Source organism: Streptomyces sp. NPDC091282, assembly GCF_044757385.1.
GTDB lineage: Bacteria > Actinomycetota > Actinomycetes > Streptomycetales > Streptomycetaceae > Streptomyces > Streptomyces gramineus.
Genome location: NZ_JBIVUX010000004.1, coordinates 368,528 through 388,531 on the forward strand (window position 1 = coordinate 368,528; position 20,004 = coordinate 388,531).

At 75.6% G+C, this 20,004-nt stretch carries 1 protein-coding gene; it reads left to right on the plus strand.

What is annotated here, in order from left to right; genetic code table 11:
- Positions 1-8: 8 nt before the first annotated feature.
- The gene (locus ACIQOE_RS20560) at positions 9-19,925 is read left to right on the plus strand and encodes a non-ribosomal peptide synthase/polyketide synthase (RefSeq protein ID WP_401412831.1); all 19,917 of its coding nucleotides are present in this window, start codon (positions 9-11) and stop codon (positions 19,923-19,925) included.
- Positions 19,926-20,004 lie beyond the last annotated feature (79 nt).

The following is a 20,004-nucleotide window of genomic DNA, read 5'->3' on the forward strand; positions in this document are numbered from 1 at the left end:
CGACGACCATGACGTCTTCGAAGCCTTCGAAGCGAGACCGCGCCGACGCCCTGCCCGAGGAGATGCGGGAGGCGCTGCGGCGCCGGCTGGCCGGACGGGCCCGCCAGGGCGGACCCGACGCCGCGCGGGGCATCGCGCGCGCCGACCGCGACCGCCCGCTGCCGCTGTCCTTCGCCCAGCAGCGCCTGTGGTTCCTGGACCGGCTGCGGCCCGGCGACGCCCGCTACAACAGCGCGGTCGCCGTGCGCCTGACCGGCGCACTGCACCGCGACGCCCTGCAACAGGCGCTGGCGCTGGTCCTGGAGCGCCACGAGGCGCTGCGCACCACGTTCGAGGAGAGCGACGGCCGGCCGGCGCAGAGCGTGCGCCCGGCGGCCCCGGTGCCGCTGCCGCTGCGGGACACCGCGGACCTGGACGCGGACCTGCTCGCGGAGTACGCCCGCCCCTTCGACCTGCGCCACGGCCCCCTGCTGCGCGCCCTGCTGCTGCGCGAGTCGGACACCGTCCACGTCCTGCTGCTGACCGCCCATCACATCGTGACGGACGGCTGGTCGATGGGCGTGGTCCTCGACCAGCTGAGCACCGCCTACACGGCCCTGGCCCGGGGCACGGGCGTGGAGCTGCCGCCGACCGCGGTCCAGTACCCCGACTTCGCCGTGTGGCAGCGCGAACAGCTCTCCGGAGAGCGCCTGGAACGCCACCTCGCCCACTGGCGGGAGCGTTTGTCAGGGGCGGTGGCGCCCGACCTGCCCCTGGACCGGCCCCGGCGCGGCGAGGAAGCGGGCGCCGGCGCCGTACACACCTTCACCGTTCCCGCGCCGCTCACCGCCCGGCTCGGCGAACTGGCCCGTGAACGGCACACCACCCTGTACGCCGCCCTGGTCGCCGCCACCCAGGCCCTGCTGGCCCGCTGGTCCGGCCGCGACGACATCACCGTCGGCTCGCTCACCCCCGGCCGGACCCGCACCGACCTCGAACGCGCCGTCGGCCTCTACGTCAACACGGTGGTCCTGCGCACCCGGGTCGAGCCCTCCGCCTCCTTCAGCGACCTGCTGACCAGCACCGCCGCCACCGTCAACAGCGCCTTCGCGCACGGGGACACGCCGTTCGAGCGGATCGTCGAAGCCGTCGGCGCGACCCGCGAGGCCGGCCGCAACCCGCTGTTCGACGTGATGGTGCTGCTGCACTCCGATCCTCCCGCCGCCTCCGCGTTCGACGGCCTGACCGCCACCCCGGTCGCCGTGCCCCGGCAGACGGCCACCTTCGACCTGAGCGTCGAATTCGTCCCCGACGGCGAGGCGCTGACCTGCCTGCTGGAGTACCGCACCGACCTGTTCGACGCGTCCACCGCCCAGCGCATGGCCCGACAGCTGCTGCGCCTGCTCGAAGGCGCCGCGGCCGCACCCGACCAGCCCGTCGGCGCCCTGCCGCTGCTGTCCGAGGAGGAGACGCGGCGGACCCTCGCCACCGGCATCACCGAGGCCCGTCCCGTCGAAGACACCACCTGCGCCGACCTGTTCGCCCGGCAGGTGGCCCGCACCCCCGACGCCCTCGCCCTGGTGGCCGGCGGTGAGCGCCTCGACTACGCCACGCTCGACGCCCGAGCCAACCGCCTCGCCCACCACCTGATCGCACGCGGCGCCGGACCCGAACGGCTGGTCGCGCTCAGACTGCCGCGCACCGCCGACATGATCACGGCGATCCTCGCCGTCTGGAAGTCCGGCGCGGGCTATCTTCCGCTGGACCCCGCCCTGCCCGAGGAACGCGTCGCCCACCTGCTGGCGGACGCCCGCCCCGCGCTGGTCCTGGACGAGGACGCGCTGCGGGCCGTACCGGACACCGCTCCCGGCACCGACCCCGCCCGCGACGGCCTGGATCCGCGGAACACCGCGTACGTCATCTACACCTCCGGCTCCACCGGTCGCCCCAAGGGCGTCGCCGTCCCGCACCGTTCGGCGGTCCGCCTCCTCGCCGCCCATCGGGCCGGGTTCGTCGCCGACGCGGGCGGCGGACCGCTCCGGGTGGCACTGACCGCGTCGTTCTCCTTCGACACCTCCCTCGAAGGCCTCCTGCTGCTGTCCGACGGCCACCCGTTGCATCTGGTGGACGAGGAGACCCGCCGGGATCCGGCCGCCCTGGTCGAGTACGTGGTCGAACACCGCGTCGACTTCCTCGACGTCACCCCTTCCTACCTGCGGCAACTGCTGCCCGCCGGACTACTCACCGACCCCCGCCACCACCCGAGCGTCCTGATGCTCGGCGGCGAGGCCCTGGACCCCGCCCTGTGGCGGGAACTGGCCGCGCTCCCGGACGTGGCCGCCTACAACTTCTACGGCCCCACCGAGTGCACGGTCGACGCGCTGGCCTGCCGCATCGAGGCCGCCGACCGGCCGCTGGTGGGCCGCCCGCTGCCGGGCGTCCGGGCCTACGTCCTGGACGACCTGCTGCGCCCGGTGCCGCCCGGCGTCGGCGGCGAGCTGTACCTCGCCGGCGGGCAACTGGCCCGCGGCTACTCCGGGCGGCCGGGACTGACGGCCACCCGCTTCCCCGCCGACCCGTACGGCCCGCCCGGGAACCGCATGTACCGCACCGGCGACCTGGCCCGCTGGACCGGCGACGGGCGCCTGGACTACCTCGGCCGCGCCGACGACCAGGTCAAGGTCCGCGGCCATCGCATCGAACCCGGCGAGATCGAGGCCGCTCTGCTGGACCTGGAGCAGGTCGCCGCGGCGGCGGTCGTCGGTCTGACCGACCCCCGCGGCCACACCCGGCTCGCCGCCTACGTCGTTCCGGTACCCGGCCGCGCCGCGCCCGCCCCCGCCGATCTCCGCGCCGCCCTGAACCGGGTGCTGCCCGGCCACATGGTGCCCTCCTCCTTCACCGCGCTGCCCTCGCTGCCGCTGACCACCAGCGGCAAGCTGGACCGCCGCGCCCTGCCGGCGCCCGACGTGGAGGGCGCCGACCGGCGGCAGGAGCACGTCGCCCCGCGCACCCCCGCCGAGGAGACGCTGGCCGCCATCTGGGCAGAGGTGCTCGGTGTCGGCAGGGTCGGCGTCACGGACAACTTCTTCGAACTGGGCGGCGACTCCATCCTGAGCATCCAGGCCGTCTCGCGCGCCCGCGCCGCCGGCCTGCGGATCGGCTCGCAGGACGTCTTCCGCCACCAGACGGTGGCCGACCTCGTCGCCGCCGCGTCCCGGCGGAGCGCCGCCCCGCCCCCGCCCCGAGGCCCGCTGGACGACGACGGCCCCGCCCCCCTCACCCCCGTCCAGGAATGGTTCCTCGCCACCCACGGCCCGCGCCGCCTCAGCATGTCGATGCTGCTCGACCTGCCCGCGGACCTGGACGGACCCGCGCTGGAAAGGGCGCTGGAAGCGGTCGTGGTCCGGCACCCCGCGCTGCGCGCCCGCTTCACCCGCACCGGGGAGGGCTGGCGCCAGGAGCCGGGCACGGGCCCGGTCACCGGCCTGCTGACCCGCCTCCCCGCACACGCCGGACTCACCGCCCCCGAATCGGCGGACCCGGAAGCCGCGGACGCCGAGGCCGCGGACGCCGCCCGCGCCGCGCTGGACCCGGCCACCGGAGCGCTGGTACGCGCTGTCCTGCTGCCGGGCCGCCACCGCCCGCGCCTGTTCCTGACCGTCCACCACCTCGCGGTCGACAGCGTCTCCTGGCGGGTGCTGCTCACCGATCTGGAGCAGGCCTACCGGCAGGCCGCGGCGGGGGAGGAGCCCCGCCCCGAGCCGGAGCGGACCGCCTTCGCCGCGTGGGCGCGGGCACTGGCGGAACAGGTCCGCGCGGGCGCCTTCGACGACGAACTGCCGTACTGGACAGCCCAGGTCGCCACCCCGCCCGCCCCGCTCCCCGCCGACCTGCCCGGCGTCCCTCTGGCCGGCTCCGTGCGCACCGTACGGACCCGGCTGGACCGCGCCACCACCGACGCGCTGCTGCGCCGGGTCCCGGGCGCCTACCGCACCCAGGTCAACGACGTGCTGCTGAGCGCCCTGAGCCGGGTGCTCACCGACTGGACGGGCGACGAACGGGTCACCGTCACCCTGGAGGGCCACGGGCGCGAGGAGGATCTGGTCGAGGGCGCCGATCTGGCGCGGACCGTGGGCTGGTTCACCACCCAGTACCCGGTCACGCTCACCCCGGGCGGCCGAGGCGACTGGGGGACCACCCTCAAGGCCGTCAAGGAGCAACTGCGGGCGGTGCCCCGCCGCGGCCTCGGCTACCAGGCCCTCGCCCACCTCGGCTCGCCCCGCCCGGAGAGCCGCGCGCTGCGCGAGGCGTCGTTGCCCCAGGTCTGCTTCACCTACCACGGCCAGTGGGAGGCGTCCGGCGGGGGCGACTTCGCGCCCGGCGGCCAGGCGCCCGGCCGGGAGACACGGCCGGACGAACCGCTGGACCACCTGCTGGACGTCTCCGCCCTGGTGACCGACGGCGAACTGGAGATCACCTGGCACTACAGCGACCAGGTGCACCGGGCCGGGACGGTGGAGGACCTGGCCGACGGCATGGTCCGCGCGCTCACGGCCGTCACCGAGCACTGCGCCCGGCCCGGCGCCGGCGGCCGCACCCCCTCCGACTTCCCGCTGGCCCGCCTCGACCAGGCCCGCGTGGACCGGCTGGCCGGCGACGGCCGTCGGATCGAGGACCTGCTCCCGCTCACCCCGCTCCAGGAGGGCATGCTCTTCCACCGCCTGGTCGGTGGCCCCGACGACGTCTACGTCGACCAGGCAGCGCTGCTGCTGGAGGGCGTGGACGACCCCGACGCGCTGAGCACCGCGTGGCAGCGGGTGACCGACCGCACCCCCGCCCTGCGCACCTCGGTGGTGTGGGAAGACGTGCCCGTCCCGCTCCAGGTGGTGCACCGCGACGTCGACGTGCCCCTGACCGTCCTGGACTGGCGGGACCTGGACGCCGACGAACGCGACACCCGCCTCGGCCGGCTGCGCTCCGACGACCTCGCCCAGGGCCTGGACCTCGCCGCCGCGCCCCTGATGCGGCTCACCCTGGTCCGGCTGCCCGACGCCAGGGTCCAGTTGCTGTGGACCTCGCACCACCTGATCCTCGACGGCTGGAGCCTGGCCCAGGTCCTCACCGAGGTCTTCGACGAGTACGCCTCGCTCACCACCGGCGCGGCGACCCCACCGCCGCCGCGCCGCCCCTTCGGCGACTACGTGCGCTGGCTCGCCGGACAGGACACCGAGGCCGTGCGCGCCTACTGGAGCGGCGTGCTCGCCGGGTTCTCGGCCCCCACCGCGCTGCCCGCCGACCGCGCCCTGCGCCCTGGGCACGAGACCCGTTCGACGGCCGTGCACACCGGCACGCTCTGCGAGGAGACATCCGCCCGGCTCGCCCGCGCCTCCCGCGCCGCCGGCCTCACGCTCGGCACCGTCGTCCAGGGCGCCTGGGCGCTGCTGCTGTCCCGCTACAGCGCCGAGCCGGAGGTGCTGTTCGGCACCACCGTCTCCGGACGCCCCGACGACCTGCCCGGCGTCGAGTCGATGGTCGGCATGTTCATCAACACCCTGCCCACCCGGGTGCGCGTGGACGGCGCCCGCACCGCGACCGCCTGGCTGCGCGACCTCCAGGAGGCCCAGGCCGAGGCCCGCCGCCATGCCGCCGTCTCCCTCGCCGAACTGACCGCCCTGAGCGACATGCCGTCCGGCAGCCCGCTCTTCCACAGCCTGGTCGCCTTCGAGAACTACCCCTTCGACCAGGCCCGTTCGGCCGCCTCCGGGATACGCCTGGCCGACGTCGCGGGCCGCGACGCCACCAACTACCCGCTCATGCTGCGGGCCCACCAGGGCGAACGCTTCCACTTCGACCTGGCCTACGATCCCGCCCTGTTCGACACGGCGACCGTGCGTTCCCTCGCCGACCGGCTGTGCCTGCTCCTCGCCCAGCTGGCCGAGGACCCCGACCGCCCGCTGCGCGCCCTCGCCCGCACGGCCGCCGAGGAACACCGCCCGGCCCCGGAGGAGCCGTACGCGGCGCAGCGGCCCGAGCTGACCCTGGTCGACCTCTTCGAGGCGCAGGCCGCCCGTACCCCCACCGCCGAGGCCGTCACCTGCGGCGACGAGCGCCTGGACTACGCCACCCTGGACGCCCGCGCCGGACGCCTCGCCCATCGGCTCGCCGGACTCGGCGCCCGGCCCGAGCGGTACGTCGCCCTCGCCCTGCCCCGCGGCACCGACCTCGTCGTCGCCGTCCTCGCCGTCCTCAAGACCGGCGCCGCCTACCTGCCCGTCGACCCCCGGCTCCCCGCCGAACGCGTCGCCCATCTCCTCACCGACACCTCCGCGGTGGCCCTGGTGACCACCACGGAGGCCACCGCCACCGCCGTCGCCGCCGTTCCCGTCCTGGCTCTCGACGACCCGGACGTCCGCGCCGACCTGGCCCGCCGCCCCGCCGCGGGCCCCGCGGCCCCGGGACACCGCCCGCTCGCGCAGAGCCCTGCCTACGCCATCTACACCTCCGGCTCCACCGGGCGCCCCAAGGGCGTCGTCATCCCGCACGCCGCCGTCGTCCGGCTGTTCACCTGCACCCGGCAGTGGTTCGGCTTCGGCCCCGACGACGTGTGGACGCTGTTCCACTCCTACGCCTTCGACTTCTCCGTGTGGGAGCTGTGGGGCCCGCTGCTGCACGGCGGCCGGCTCGTCGTCGTCCCCGACGACACGGTCCGCTCCCCGGAGGACTTCCTGCGGCTGCTCGCCGACGAACGGGTCACCGTCCTCAACCAGACCCCGTCCGCGTTCTACCCGCTCGTCCGCGCCGACGCCGACCACCCCGACACGGGCGCCCGGCTGGCGCTGCGCACGGTGATCTTCGGTGGCGAGGCACTGGACGTCACCCGCCTCACCGACTGGTACACCCGCCACGCGGACACCGCGCCGCGGCTGGTCAACATGTACGGCATCACCGAGACCACCGTGCACGTCACCTACGCGCCCCTGGACGGCACCACCCCCGGCGCGGGGACCGGCAGCCCGATCGGCACCGCCATCCCCGACCTGCGCGTCCATCTGCTGGACGGCACGCTGAGCCCCGTACCGCCCGGTGCCGTGGGCGAGATGTACGTCGCCGGACAGGGCCTGGCCCGCGGCTACCTCAACCGGCCCGGTCTGACCGCCGCACGCTTCCTCGCCGACCCCTTCGGCCGTCCCGGCGACCGCATGTACCGCACCGGCGACCGGGCCCGCCGGCGCCTGGACGGCACCCTGGAGTACCTGGGCCGCGCCGACCAGCAGGTCAAGATCCGCGGCTACCGCATCGAACCCGGCGAGATCGAGGCCGCGCTGCGCGCCCACCCGGGGGTCACGGCCGCGGCCGTGGGCGTCTACGAGGACACCACGGGCACCCGCCGCCTGGTCGCCCACGTCGTCGGCACGGGCACCGGCGACCGGAGCGTGCCGCCCCCGCCCGCCGCCGGACTCCGCGCACACCTGGAACGGTCCCTGCCCGCCTACATGGTGCCCGCCGCCTACGTGCCGATGGCCGCGCTGCCGCTCACCGTCAACGGCAAGCTCGACCGGCGGGCCCTGCCCGCGCCCGGTCCCGACGGCTTCGCGGCCGACGGTACGCGCGTCGCGCCGCGCACCGAGGCCGAACGACTCGTCGCCGCCGCCTGGACCGACGTCCTGGACATCGACGAGGTCGGCGCGCACGACAACTTCTTCGCCCTCGGCGGCGACTCCCTGCTCGCCGTCCGGGTCGTCTCCCGGCTGCGTGCCGCCTTCGGCTCCGGCGTGTCCCCGCGGCTGCTGTTCACCCACCCGGTCCTCGCCGACCTCGCCGCCGCCCTCGGCGACCGCCCGGCCCCCGGCACCCCCGACACCGTCCCGGCCACCGACCCGCACACCCCGGCGCCCCTGTCGCACGCCCAGCAGCGCCTGTGGTTCCTCGACCGGTTCGAACCGGGCAGCACCGAGTACACCACCCTCTCCGTGCTCCGGCTGCGCGGCCCGCTCGACAGCGGCGCGCTGCGCCGCGCCCTGGAGAGCCTGGTCGCCCGGCACGAGGCGCTGCGCACCACCTTCGCCGAACAGGACGGCACCGCACGGCAGGTCGTCCACCCGCCGGCCCCGGTGGAACTGCCCGTGGCGCACTGCCCGGACGCCGCGGCCCTGGACGCCCTCCTGCTCCGGGAGGCGAGCACCCCCTTCGACCTGGCCACCGGACCCCTGCTGCGGGCCCGCCTGGCCCGGGTCGACTCCGCCGAACACGTCCTCGTCCTGGCCATGCACCACATCGTCACCGACGGCTGGTCCCTCGGCGTCCTCGGCCGCGACCTGGGCGAGCTGTACGCCGCCGCCCTGGCCGACCGCCCGGCCGACCTGCCCGCACTGCCCGTGCGCTACGCGGACTTCGCCGCCTGGCAGCGCGACCGCGCCGACCGCGTCGCGGGCCACCTCGACCACTGGCGGCGCGTCCTGGACGGCGTCACCCCGCTGGAGCTGCCCACCGACCGGCCCCGGCCGGCCACCCGCGGCCGCACGGGCGCCCTGACGACGTTCACCCTGCCCGCCGACCTCACCGAGCGGCTGCGCGAACGCGGCCGGACCGCCGACGCCACCCTGTACATGACCCTGGTGACCGCCTGCCAGATACTCCTGTCCCGCTGGTCAGGGCAGCAGGACATCACGGTCGGCACCGTCACGGCCGGTCGCGACCGGCCCGAACTGCACGATGTGGTCGGCATGTTCGTCAACACCCTCGCACTGCGCTCACAGGTGCGCGAGGAGCGGACCTTCCTCCAGCTGCTGACCGAGGTGCGCGGCACCGTCCTGGACGCCTTCGCCCACCAGGAGGCCCCCTTCGAAGAAGTGGTGGACGCCGTCCAGCCCGAACGGGACACCAGCCGCACCCCTCTCTTCCAGGTCATGGTCTCCCTGCACAACGTCGGCGCGCGGGAGCCCCGGCTGCCCGGCCTGGAGGCGACGGCGGTGACCCCGCCCGTGCGCACCGCCACCTTCGACCTCGCCTTCGACTTCGTCGAGCGCGACGGCGGCCTGACCTGCTACCTGGAGTACGACACCGGCCTCTTCGACACCGAGACCGCCGAACTGCTCACCGCCCGTCTGCGCACCCTGCTCCGGGCCGCCGCCGAGGACCCCGGCCGGGCCGTGGGCGACCTGCCGTTGATGACCCGAGCCCAGGAGGAGGAGGTGCTGCGGTTCGGCCGCGGTACCCGCGTGTCCGGACCCGCCACCGTCTTCCCCGCCCTGTTCGAGGCGCAGGCCGCCCGCACCCCGCACGCCACCGCCCTGGCGGCCCGCGACACCACCTACGACTTCGCCGCCCTGAACGAGCGCGCCAACCGCCTCGCCCACCACCTGATCGCCCGCGGGGCCGGACCCGAACAGGTCGTCGCGGTCCAACTGCCCCGCACCGCGCAGCTGGTGGCCGCCGTGCTCGCGGTCCTCAAGGCGGGCGCCACGGTGCTCTGCCTCGACCCCGCGCTGCCCGCCGAACGCAGGCGCCTGCTGCTCGCCGACGCCCGCCCGCACACGCTGCTCAGCGGCCTCGACGACGTGCCCTGGGACCGGCTGCCCGCCCACGATCCCACCGACGCCGACCGGGTACGGCCGCTGCGGCCCGAGAACGCCGCCTACATCGTCTACACGTCGGGCTCCACCGGCCGACCCAAAGGCGTCCTCGTCGAACACCGCCAACTGGTCAACCTCTGCCACGACCACCGCGACGGACTGCTCGCGGCGCACACCGCGGACGGACGACGGCTGCGCGCCGCCCTCAGCGCCTCCTTCTCGTTCGACACCTCCTGGGAGGGTTCGCTGCTGCTCGCCCTCGGCCACCAGGTGCACCTCGTGGACGACGACGTACGCCTGGATCCGGAGGCGTTCTGCGCCCAGATCGACCGCGAACGCCTGGACTGGGTCAATGTCACCCCGTCGTTCCTGCGCGAACTGCTGTCCGCCGGACTGCTCGCGCCCGGCCGCCACCGTCCCGGCCTGCTCCTCGTCGGCGGCGAGGCGATCCCCCTCGCCCTGTGGCACGAACTGGCCGCGGCCGAACGCGACCACGGCCTGGCCGTCCACAACATGTACGGGCCCACCGAGTGCACCGTCGACTCCGTCTACGGCCGTGTCGGCGACCGCCCCGGCCGCCCTGTCATCGGCCGCCCCGGCGGCGGCTCGCGCGCCTACGTCCTCGACGGCCGGCTGCGCCCGGTGCCGCCCGGCGTACCGGGCGAGCTGTACCTGGCCGGGGCGCAGGTGGCCCGCGGCTACCTGGACCGGCCGGGCCTGACCGCCGGGCGCTTCGTCGCCGACCCGATCGGCGCGCCGGGGGAGCGGATGTACCGCACCGGCGACCGCGTCCGCTGGGACCGGGACGGGCTGCTCCAGTTCCTGGGGCGCGTCGACGAACAGGTCAAGATCCGCGGCTTCCGCATCGAGCCCGGCGAGGTGGAGGCGGCCCTGCGCGCCCTCCCGGACGTCGCCGACGCCGCCGTCACCGCCCGAGAACACGCCGGCCGCCTGATGCTGGTCGGCTACGTCGTGCCCGCCGACGGGCGCACTCCCACGGCCGACGCGCTCCGGGTCGAGCTGCGGCGCTCCCTGCCCGACCACATGGTGCCCACCGCGTTCGTGCCGCTGGCCCGTATTCCGCGCACCACCGGCGGCAAGACCGACCGGCGGGCCCTGCCCGCCCCGCCCGCCCAGCCCGACAGCACCACCGCCTACGTCGCCCCGCGGCCCGGCACCGAGGAACGCCTCGCCGCGATCTGGGCCGAGGTGCTCGGCGTCGCACGCGTCGGCGCCCGCGACAACTTCTTCTCGCTCGGCGGCGACTCCATCCTCAGCATCCAGATCGTCTCCCGCGCCCGGCAGGCCGGCCTCGCCCTCACCACGAAGGACGTCTTCCGCCACCAGACCATCGCCGAACTCGCCCTGCGCACCGCCGAGTCGGCTCCGCCCGCGGCGGCCGAGGCGCCGCAGACCGGCGAGGCGCCGCTCACCCCGATCCAGCACTGGTACCTCGACGGCCGCGACCCGCGCGACCCGCTGCGCTTCACCATGACCCAGCGCCTGGAACTGGCCCCGGACACCGACCCGGTCGCCCTGCACCGGGCCGTGGACGCCGTCGTCCGCCACCACGCGGCTCTTCGCACCCGCTTCCGCCGCACCGCCGACGGCTGGACCCAGGAGGCCCTGCCCGAGGCGCCGCACCCCGTCTTCACCCGGCACGGGACGAGCGCGCCGGACAGCACCGCCCTGGAAGCAGAGGTCCAGCGGCTCACCGACGAGGCGCAGCGCGCCCTCGACCCCACCGAGGGCCGGGTCGTCCGCGTCCTGTTCCTCGACCGGGGACCGGGCCGCGCGGGCCAACTCGTCGTCACCGCCCACCACCTGGTGATCGACGGCGTCTCCTGGCGCATCCTGCTCGCCGACCTGGAAACGGCGCACCGGGCCGCGGCGGCCGGAGACCCCGTCGCGCTGCCGCCCGTCGGTACGCCCGTGGCCCGCTGGGCCGCCAGGCTGGAGCACCACACCCGCTCGGGCGGCTTCGACGCCGACCTGCCGTACTGGGCCCGTACCGCCGAGGCGCCCGCCCCGCTGCCACCCGGACGGCCCGGCCCCAACACGCACGGCACCGCGGACACGGTCACCGTCACCCTCGACGAGACGACCACCGACACCCTGCTGCGCCAGGTCCCGGAGGTCTACCGCACCCAGGTGGGCGACATCCTGCTCAGCGCCCTCGGCCGCACGCTGGCCCGGTGGTGCGGACGCGACCGGATCCTGCTCGGGGTGGAGGGACACGGCCGCGAGGACCTCTTCGACGACGTGGACCTCTCCCGCACCGTCGGCTGGTTCACCGCCGAGTACCCTCTCGCCCTGCGCGTCGACCCCGACGCCGGCTGGCACGACACCCTCCGCTCGGTCAAGGAGCAGCTCCGCGCCGTGCCCGGCCACGGCCTCGGCCACGGAGCCCTGCGCCACCTGGCGCCCGGCGGTACGCCCGGCGAGGCCCCCGCCCCGCTGATCGGCTTCAACTACCACGGGCAGTGGGACACCGGCGGCTCGGCGGCCGACGGCCTGTTCCGCGGCTCCCTGCCCCCGGCCGGCCGCGACACCGACCCCGACGAGGACCGCCCCTACCTGCTGGACGTCACCGGCGTCGTCCAGCAGGGCCGGCTGGAACTCGGCTGGACCTACCCGCCGGCCGTCTACGACGAGGCCACCGTCCGCCGGCTGGCGGAGCAGACGGCAGCCGCCCTGCGCGACATCGCGGCGCACTGCGCGCGCCCCGGCGCCGGCGGCCGCACCCCCTCCGACTTCCCCCTGGCCCACCTCACCCAGGACCAGCTCGACCGGCTCATCGGCGACGGCCGCACGACCGAGGACGTCCTCCCGCTCACCCCGCTCCAGTCAGGCATGCTCTTCCACGGTCTGGTCGACACCGTCAGCGCCTACGCCGACCGCACGGCCGTGCGCCTGTCCGGCGTCGCCGACCCGCACGTCTTCGCCGCCGCCTGGCAGCAGGTCGCCGACCGCACCCCGGCCCTGCGCACCAGCGTCCACTGGAAGGCGCTGCCCCACCCCGTGCAGATCGTCCACCGCCGCGCCGAGCTGCCGGTCACCCACCTCGACTGGCGCGCACTCGCACCCGGCCGGCGGGCGGAGCGCACCGAGCGGCTGCTCGCGGACGACCGGGCGGCCGGCCTGGACCTCGCCGTCGCGCCGCTGACGCGTCTCACCCTGGCCGCCCTGCCCGGCGACGAAGTGCTCCTGGTGTGGTCGACCCACCACATAGCCCTCGACGGCTGGAGCACCGGACAACTGCTGACCGAGGTCTGCGAACGCTACGCCGCCCTCACCGGCGGCCCCGACACCCCGCCCCCACTGCGCCGGCCGTTCGCGGACCACCTGCACTGGACGGCCGCCCAGGACCCGGGAGCAGCCGAGGCGTACTGGACCGAGGCGCTCTCCGGCTTCACCGCCCGCACCCCGCTGCCCTACGACCGGGTCCCCACCGAGGCGCACCGGGCCCGCTCCGGCGCCGCCGCCCGCCGCGAACTGGGCGAGGACGTCTCGCGGCGGCTCAGGGAGAGCGCCGCACGCGCGGGACTCACCGTCAACACCGTCGTCGAGGGCGCCTGGGGGCTGCTCCTGGCCCGCCACGCGGGCCGCGACGACGTCGTCTTCGGCACCACCGTCTCCGGCCGCCCGGCCGAACTGCCCGGCGTCGAGACCATGATCGGCATGTTCATCAACACCGTGCCGACCCGGGTCCGCATCCCCTCGGGATCCGTGCTGCCCTGGCTGCGCGGCCTCCAGGACGAGCAGAGCGAGGCCCGCCGCCACGACCACCTCGCCCTGTCCCGCATCCGGTCCGTCAGCGACGTCCCGCCCGGGGAAGCACTGTTCGACAGCATGCTCGTGTTCGAGAACTATCCCGTCGACGAGTCCACGACGGCACGCACCGGCGTGTGCGTCGAGGAGGTGCGCGCCGACGACGCCACCACCTTCCCCTGGTGCCTGCGCGCCCACCTGACCGAACGGCTCGGCTTCGACCTGGCCTACGATCCCGCCCTCTTCGACCACGACACCGCCGAACGCGTCGCCGGACGGCTCGCCGCCCTGCTCACCGCCCTGGCCGAGGACCTCGACGGCGACCTCGCCGCCCTGGACCTGCTCACCGACGCCGACCGGGACCTGCTGACCGCCTGGAACAACACCGCTCGCCCCGCCGCGGAAACCGGCCCGCTGGAGGTGTTCGCCGCACAGGCCCGGCGCGCTCCCGAGGCGGTCGCGGTCAGCGACGGCGGGCGTGAACTGACCTACGCCGCCCTCGCCGACTGGGCCGGACGGCTCGCCGCCAGGCTGCTCGCCGACGGACTGGCCGCCGAGGACCGCGTCGGGCTCACCATGGACCGCTCGGCCGAACTCGTCGTCGCCCAGCTCGCCGTCCTCCTCGCCGGCGGCGTGTACGTGCCCGTCGACACCCGCGCCCCCGAGGAACGCCGCCGCGTCCTGCTCGCACAGGCCGGCGCCGCCGTCCGCCTCACCGCGGCCGACGTCACCGCCGCCCGCACCGCACCGCCCGCCACGGCGCTCCCGGTCGCCGAACCGGACCGGCTGGCCTACGTGATGTTCACCTCCGGCTCCACCGGCCGCCCCAAACCGGTCGCGGTACGGCACCGCGACATCGCCGCGCTGGCCACCGACAGCCGCTTCGCCGGGGGCGCCTGCGACCGCGTGCTCCTGCATTCGCCGGCCGCCTTCGACGCCGCCACCTTCGAGGTGTGGGCGCCGCTGCTCAACGGCGGCCGCGTCGTCGTCGCCCCCGCAGGGGACGTCGACGCCACCGTGGTGCGCCGCCTGGCGGCCGACGGCCGGCTGACCTCGCTGTGGGTGACCGCCGGCCTGTTCCGGCTGCTCGCCCAGGACGCCCCGGACTGCTTCCGCGGCCTGTCCCAGGTGTGGACCGGCGGCGACGTGGTGCCCGCCCAGTCCGTGCGCGACGTGCTCGCCGCCTGCCCCGGACTGACCGTGGTGGACGGCTACGGCCCCACCGAGACCACCACCTTCGCCACCTCGCTCGCCCTCGCCGACCCGTCCGCGGTGCCCGCCACGGTGCCCATCGGCCATCCGCTGGACGACATGCGCGTCCACGTCCTGGACGCCCGGCTGCGCAGCGTCCCGCCCGGCTGCGCGGGGGAGCTGTACCTCGCCGGCGAGGGCGTCGCACGCGGCTACCTGGGACGCCCGGGCGACACCGCCGCCCGCTTCCTCGCCGACCCCCTCGGTCCGCCCGGCGCCCGCATGTACCGCACCGGCGACCTCGCCCGGCGGCGTCCGGACGGCGCCGTGGAGTTCCTCGGCCGCGCCGACGACCAGGTGAAGATCCGCGGCTTCCGCGTCGAGCCCGGCGAGGTGGAGACCGCGCTCGCCGCCCATCCGGACGTCGCCGACGTCGCCGTACTCGCCCGCGAGGACCGGCCCGGCGTCAAACGGCTCGTCGCCTACGTGGTCGCGGCGGCCGGCGAGGACGCCGTCGACGCCGACGCGCTCCGCGACTTCGCCGCCCGCACCCTGCCCGACTACCTCGTCCCCGCCGCCTTCGTCCCGCTCCGGGCCCTCCCGCTCAGCGGCAACGGCAAAATCGACCGCGCCGCGCTCCCGGCCCCCGAACCCACGGCCCGGACCGAGCACGTCGCCCCCCGTACCGACGCCGAACGCCGCACCGTGGGCGTCTTCGCCGACGTCCTCGGCATCCAGCCGCCCGGAGTGCGGGACGACTTCTTCCAGCTCGGCGGCGACTCGATCCTCAGCATCCGGCTCGCCACCCGCCTCGCCGAGGAGTTCGGCACCGACGTCACCCCCCGTGCCGTCTTCACCCACTCCACCCCCGCCGCGCTCGCCGAACTGATCGGCGGACGGGAGGACGGCGGCCGGCCGGCCATCGTCCCGGTCGCCCGCGAGGCCGCGGCCCCGATGTCGTACGCCCAGCAACGCCTCTGGTTCCTGGAGGAGTTCGCACCCGGCGGCGCCGTGTACGTCACCGCGCTCGCGCTGCGGATGCGCGGCACCCTGGACACCGGTGCCCTGCACGCGGCACTCGACGCCCTCACCGCCCGGCACGAGTCGCTGCGCACCACCTTCGACAGCGTCGACGGCCAGGGCCTGCAGATCGTCCGGCCGCCACGGGCAACCCCCCTGCCGCTGCTGGACCTCACCCCCCTGCCGTCCGCCGACCGCGAGGCGGAGCTGCGCCGGTACCTCGCGGAGGAGCGCACCCGCCCCTTCGACCTGCGCCGCGGCCCCCTGCTGCGGACCACCCTGCTTCGGCTCGCCGAGGACGAGCACGTGCTCGTCCTCGCCCTGCACCACATCGTCACCGACGGCTGGTCCACGTCCGTGCTGATCGGCGACCTCGCCCACCTCTACCGGGCGGAACTCGGCCTGGCGGAGATCGAGTTGCCGCCGCTGCCGGTGCAGTACGCCGACTACGCGCACTGGCAGCGCGCGGCCGGCGGCGCCACCGGCACCGAGGAGCAGCTCGCCCACTGGAAGGAGCGGCTCACCGGGATCGAGGCCCTGGAACTGCCCACGGACCGCCCCCGGCCTCCGCTGAGCACCGGAAGAGGCGCGACCACCCGCCTGGTCGTCCCCGCTCCGACCGTCCGCGCGCTGACCCGGGTCGCCCGGGACCGGAACACCACGCTGTTCACCGCGCTCGTCGCCGTCGCCCAGAGCTACCTGGCCCGGCTCACCGGCGGTGAGGACATCGCCGTCGGCACCGTGACCTCCGGCCGCGACCGGGCCGAGACGCAAGGCCTGGTCGGCTTCTTCGTCAACACGCTGGTCCTGCGGTCGCACGTCGACGCCGCCCGGCCGTTCGGCGCGCTCCTCACCGACGTACGGCAGACCGTCAGGGACGCCTTCGCCCACCAGGACGTGCCCTTCGAGCGGTTGGTGGACGAGGTGCGGCCGGTCCGGGACACCAGCCGCAGCCCCCTGTTCCAGGTGATGGTCGTGCTGCAGAACACCCCCGGCGCCGACCTCGACCTGCCCGGCCTTGAGGTCACCGACGTCGAACCCGACTCCGAGCACGCGGCGTTCGACCTCACCCTGGAGTTCGCCGAGACGGCGTCCGGCGCGCTGCACGGCCTGATCACCTACAGCACCGACCTGTTCGACGCGGTCACCGTCGAACGGATGGCCGACCAGCTCGCCACCTTGCTGGCCGCCGTCGCCGACGACCCCGACCGGCCCGTCGGCGCCCTGCCGCTGACCGGTCCGGACGAGGCCAAGGAACTGCTGGAGAAGGGAGTCGGCGCCTTCGGCGCGGTTCCCGAGGCGACCCTCGCCGACCTCTTCCAGCGCCAGGCGGCCCGCACCCCCGACGCGGTGGCCCTGGCGGACGGCGAACGGCTGCTCACCTACGCGGAGGTCGACCGGGCCGCCAACCGGCTCGCCCACCGGCTGATCGGTGCGGGCGCCGGACCCGAGACCGTGATCGCCCTCGCCCTGCCCCGCTGCGCGGAGACGGTGATCGCCCAGCTCGCCGTCGCCAAGGCCGGTGCGGCGTTCCTGCCCATCGACCCCGCCTACCCGGCAAAACGGCAGGAGTTCATGATCCGCGACGCCGGGGCGCACCTCGTCCTCGACGACCCGGCCGGGGTGTGGAGCGCCGACGGCCCCGACACCGCGCCCACCGACGCCGAACGCCTCGCCGCACTCACCTGCGACCACCCCGCGTACGTCATCTACACGTCCGGCTCCACCGGAACCCCCAAGGGCGTCGCGGTCACCCACCGCGGCCTCGCCTCCTTCGCCGCGGCGGCCGCCGAGCAGTACGACGTCCGCCCGGCCGACCGGGTCCTCCAGTTCGCCTCGCCCAGTTTCGACGCCTCCGTGCTGGAGCTGTGCACCTCCCTGCTCAGCGGCGCCACCCTGGTGACCGGCGAGGAGGGACCCCTGGTCGGTGAACGGCTCGCCGAGGTGCTCGCCGAACGCCGCATCAGCCACACCCTGATCCCGCCCGCCGCGCTCGCCACCCTGCCGCCCGGCACCGCCGAGACCCTGCCCGGCCTGCGGACCCTGATCGTCGGTGCCGAGAGCTGCCCGGCCGACCTGGTCGAGACCTGGGCCCCCGGACGCCGGATGATCAATTCCTACGGACCCACCGAGGCCACCGTCGTCGCCACCTGGACCGGCCCGCTCACCCCCGGCGCCGGCGCCCCGCCCATCGGCCGCCCCGCGGGCGCCACCCGCCTCTACGTCCTGGACGCGGCCCTGCGCCCCGTCCCGCCCTTCGTCACCGGCGAGCTGTACGTCGCGGGCCCCGGCCTCGCCCGCGGCTATCTGCACCGCCCCGCACTGACCGCCGCCCGCTTCGTCCCCGACCCGTTCGGCACCCCGGGTGAGCGGATGTACCGCACCGGCGACCTGGTGCACTGGGGCGCCGACGGCCGGCTCCGGTTCGCCGGACGCGCCGACGGGCAGGTCAAACTGCGCGGCTTCCGCATCGAACCCGGCGAGATCGAGAGCGCCCTGCGCCGCAGCACGCTGGTGCGCGACGCCGTCGTCGTCGTACGGGCCGATCCGGCGCGCGACGGCGGCCCCGCAGGACCCGCCCGGCTCGTCGCCTACGTCGTGCCCACCGACCCGGCCGCCACCGCCCTGCCCGTCACCGAACTGCGCCGGTACCTGGGCGAGCACCTGCCGCCGCACATGGTGCCCTCGCTGTTCGTACCGCTGACCCGGCTGCCGCTCACGCCCAACGGCAAGACGGACCGACGGGCGCTGCCCGCACCCGGCCCGGCTCGAACGCCGGGTGGGACGGGCACCGCCCCGCGCACACCCACCGAACAGCGCATCGCCCTCATCTGGTCGGACGTACTGGGCGTGGAGGGCATCACCGCCGACGACAACTTCTTCGCCCTGGGCGGCGACTCGATCCTCAGCATGCAGGTGGTCTCGCGGCTGCGCCGCGACGGCCTGCACCTGGCCACCCGCGACCTGTTCACCCACCAGACCGTCGCCGAACTCGCCACCGTCGTCCGCGAAGCGCCCCGCCGCGCCGACACCGGCCCCGCCACCGGCGAAGTGCCGCTCACTCCCATCCAGGAATGGTTCCTGACCACCCCGCGCAGCGCCCACCACCACTTCAACCAGTCGGTGCTGTTCGGACTCGACCGGGTCCCCGACCCCGAGGCGCTGCGCCGCGCCCTCGACACACTGCTCGACCACCACGACGCCCTGCGCATGCGGTTCACCCGCGAAGCGGACGGCTGGCGGCAGTTCGACCCGCCGCCCGCCGGGTCCTACGACGTCCTGGCGCGGCACGACCTGGCCGGCCTGGACGAGCAGGAGGCCGACGCGGCCATGGCGGCCGCCGCCGACGACCTGCACGCCTCGTTCGACCTGGCCCACGGTCCGCACCTGCGCGCCGCGCTGTTCACCGGGTCCGCCGGCCGGCCGGCGTACCTCCTCCTGATCGCCCACCACCTGGTCGTCGACGCCGTCTCCTGGCGCATCCTGCGCGACGACCTGGAGACGGCCTACTCCCAGGCCCTCCGGGGCGAGGACATCGACCTGGGGGAGCGCGGCACCAGTTTCCGGGACTGGTCGCGCGCCCTCGCCGCCCACGTCGCCGAAGGCGGCCTCGACCACGAGCTGCCCCACTGGGAGGAGGCGGTGACCGCCGCGTCCGCTCCGGCCGGCCCACCGGCGGACACCGAGACGGCCACCACCGCGGAGGTGACCGTCGGACTCGACGAGGACGACACCGCCGCCCTGCTGCGCCACGCTCCCACCGCGTACCGCACCCGCGTCAACGACGTCCTGCTGGCCGCGCTCGCCCTGGCGCTGGCCCGCTGGACAGGCCGTGAACGGGTCCGCCTGGACCTCGAAGGCCATGGCCGCGAGGACCTCTTCGACGGCGTCGACCTCTCCCGGACCGTCGGCTGGTTCACCACCGTCCACCCCGTCGTCCTCCAGGTCACCGCACCCGACGACCTCGGTCCTGACCGCGACTGGCGCGGCCTGGTGAAGTCGGTCCGCCGCCAGCTGCGCGCCGTGCCGGGCAACGGGCTCGGCTACGGAGCCCTGCGCACCTTCGGTCCGCCCGAGGTGCGCCGCCGTCTCGGCGACGGCGCCCACAGCCAGGTGGTCTTCAACTACCTCGGCCAGTGGGACGCCCGCCCCGAGACGGCACACGGCGGCCTGGTACGGGTCGAGCACGGATCCTTCGGCCAGGACCACGACCCCAGGGACCCCGGATCGCACCTGGTGGAGGTGGTGGGCGCGGTCCAGAGCGGCCGGCTCGCCTTCACCTGGCTGCACCGGCCCGGCGTGCACGACACGCCGAGTGTGCGCCGCGCGGCCGAGGACTTCGCGGAGGCGCTGCGCCGGCTCGCCCGGCACGCCCGGGGCGATCGATGACGACCGGCCGCGCCGTCCGGACCGGCGGGTCCGGACGGCGCGGTACGGCCCGCGCGCCCCCGCCCGCGTCCCCCGCCGG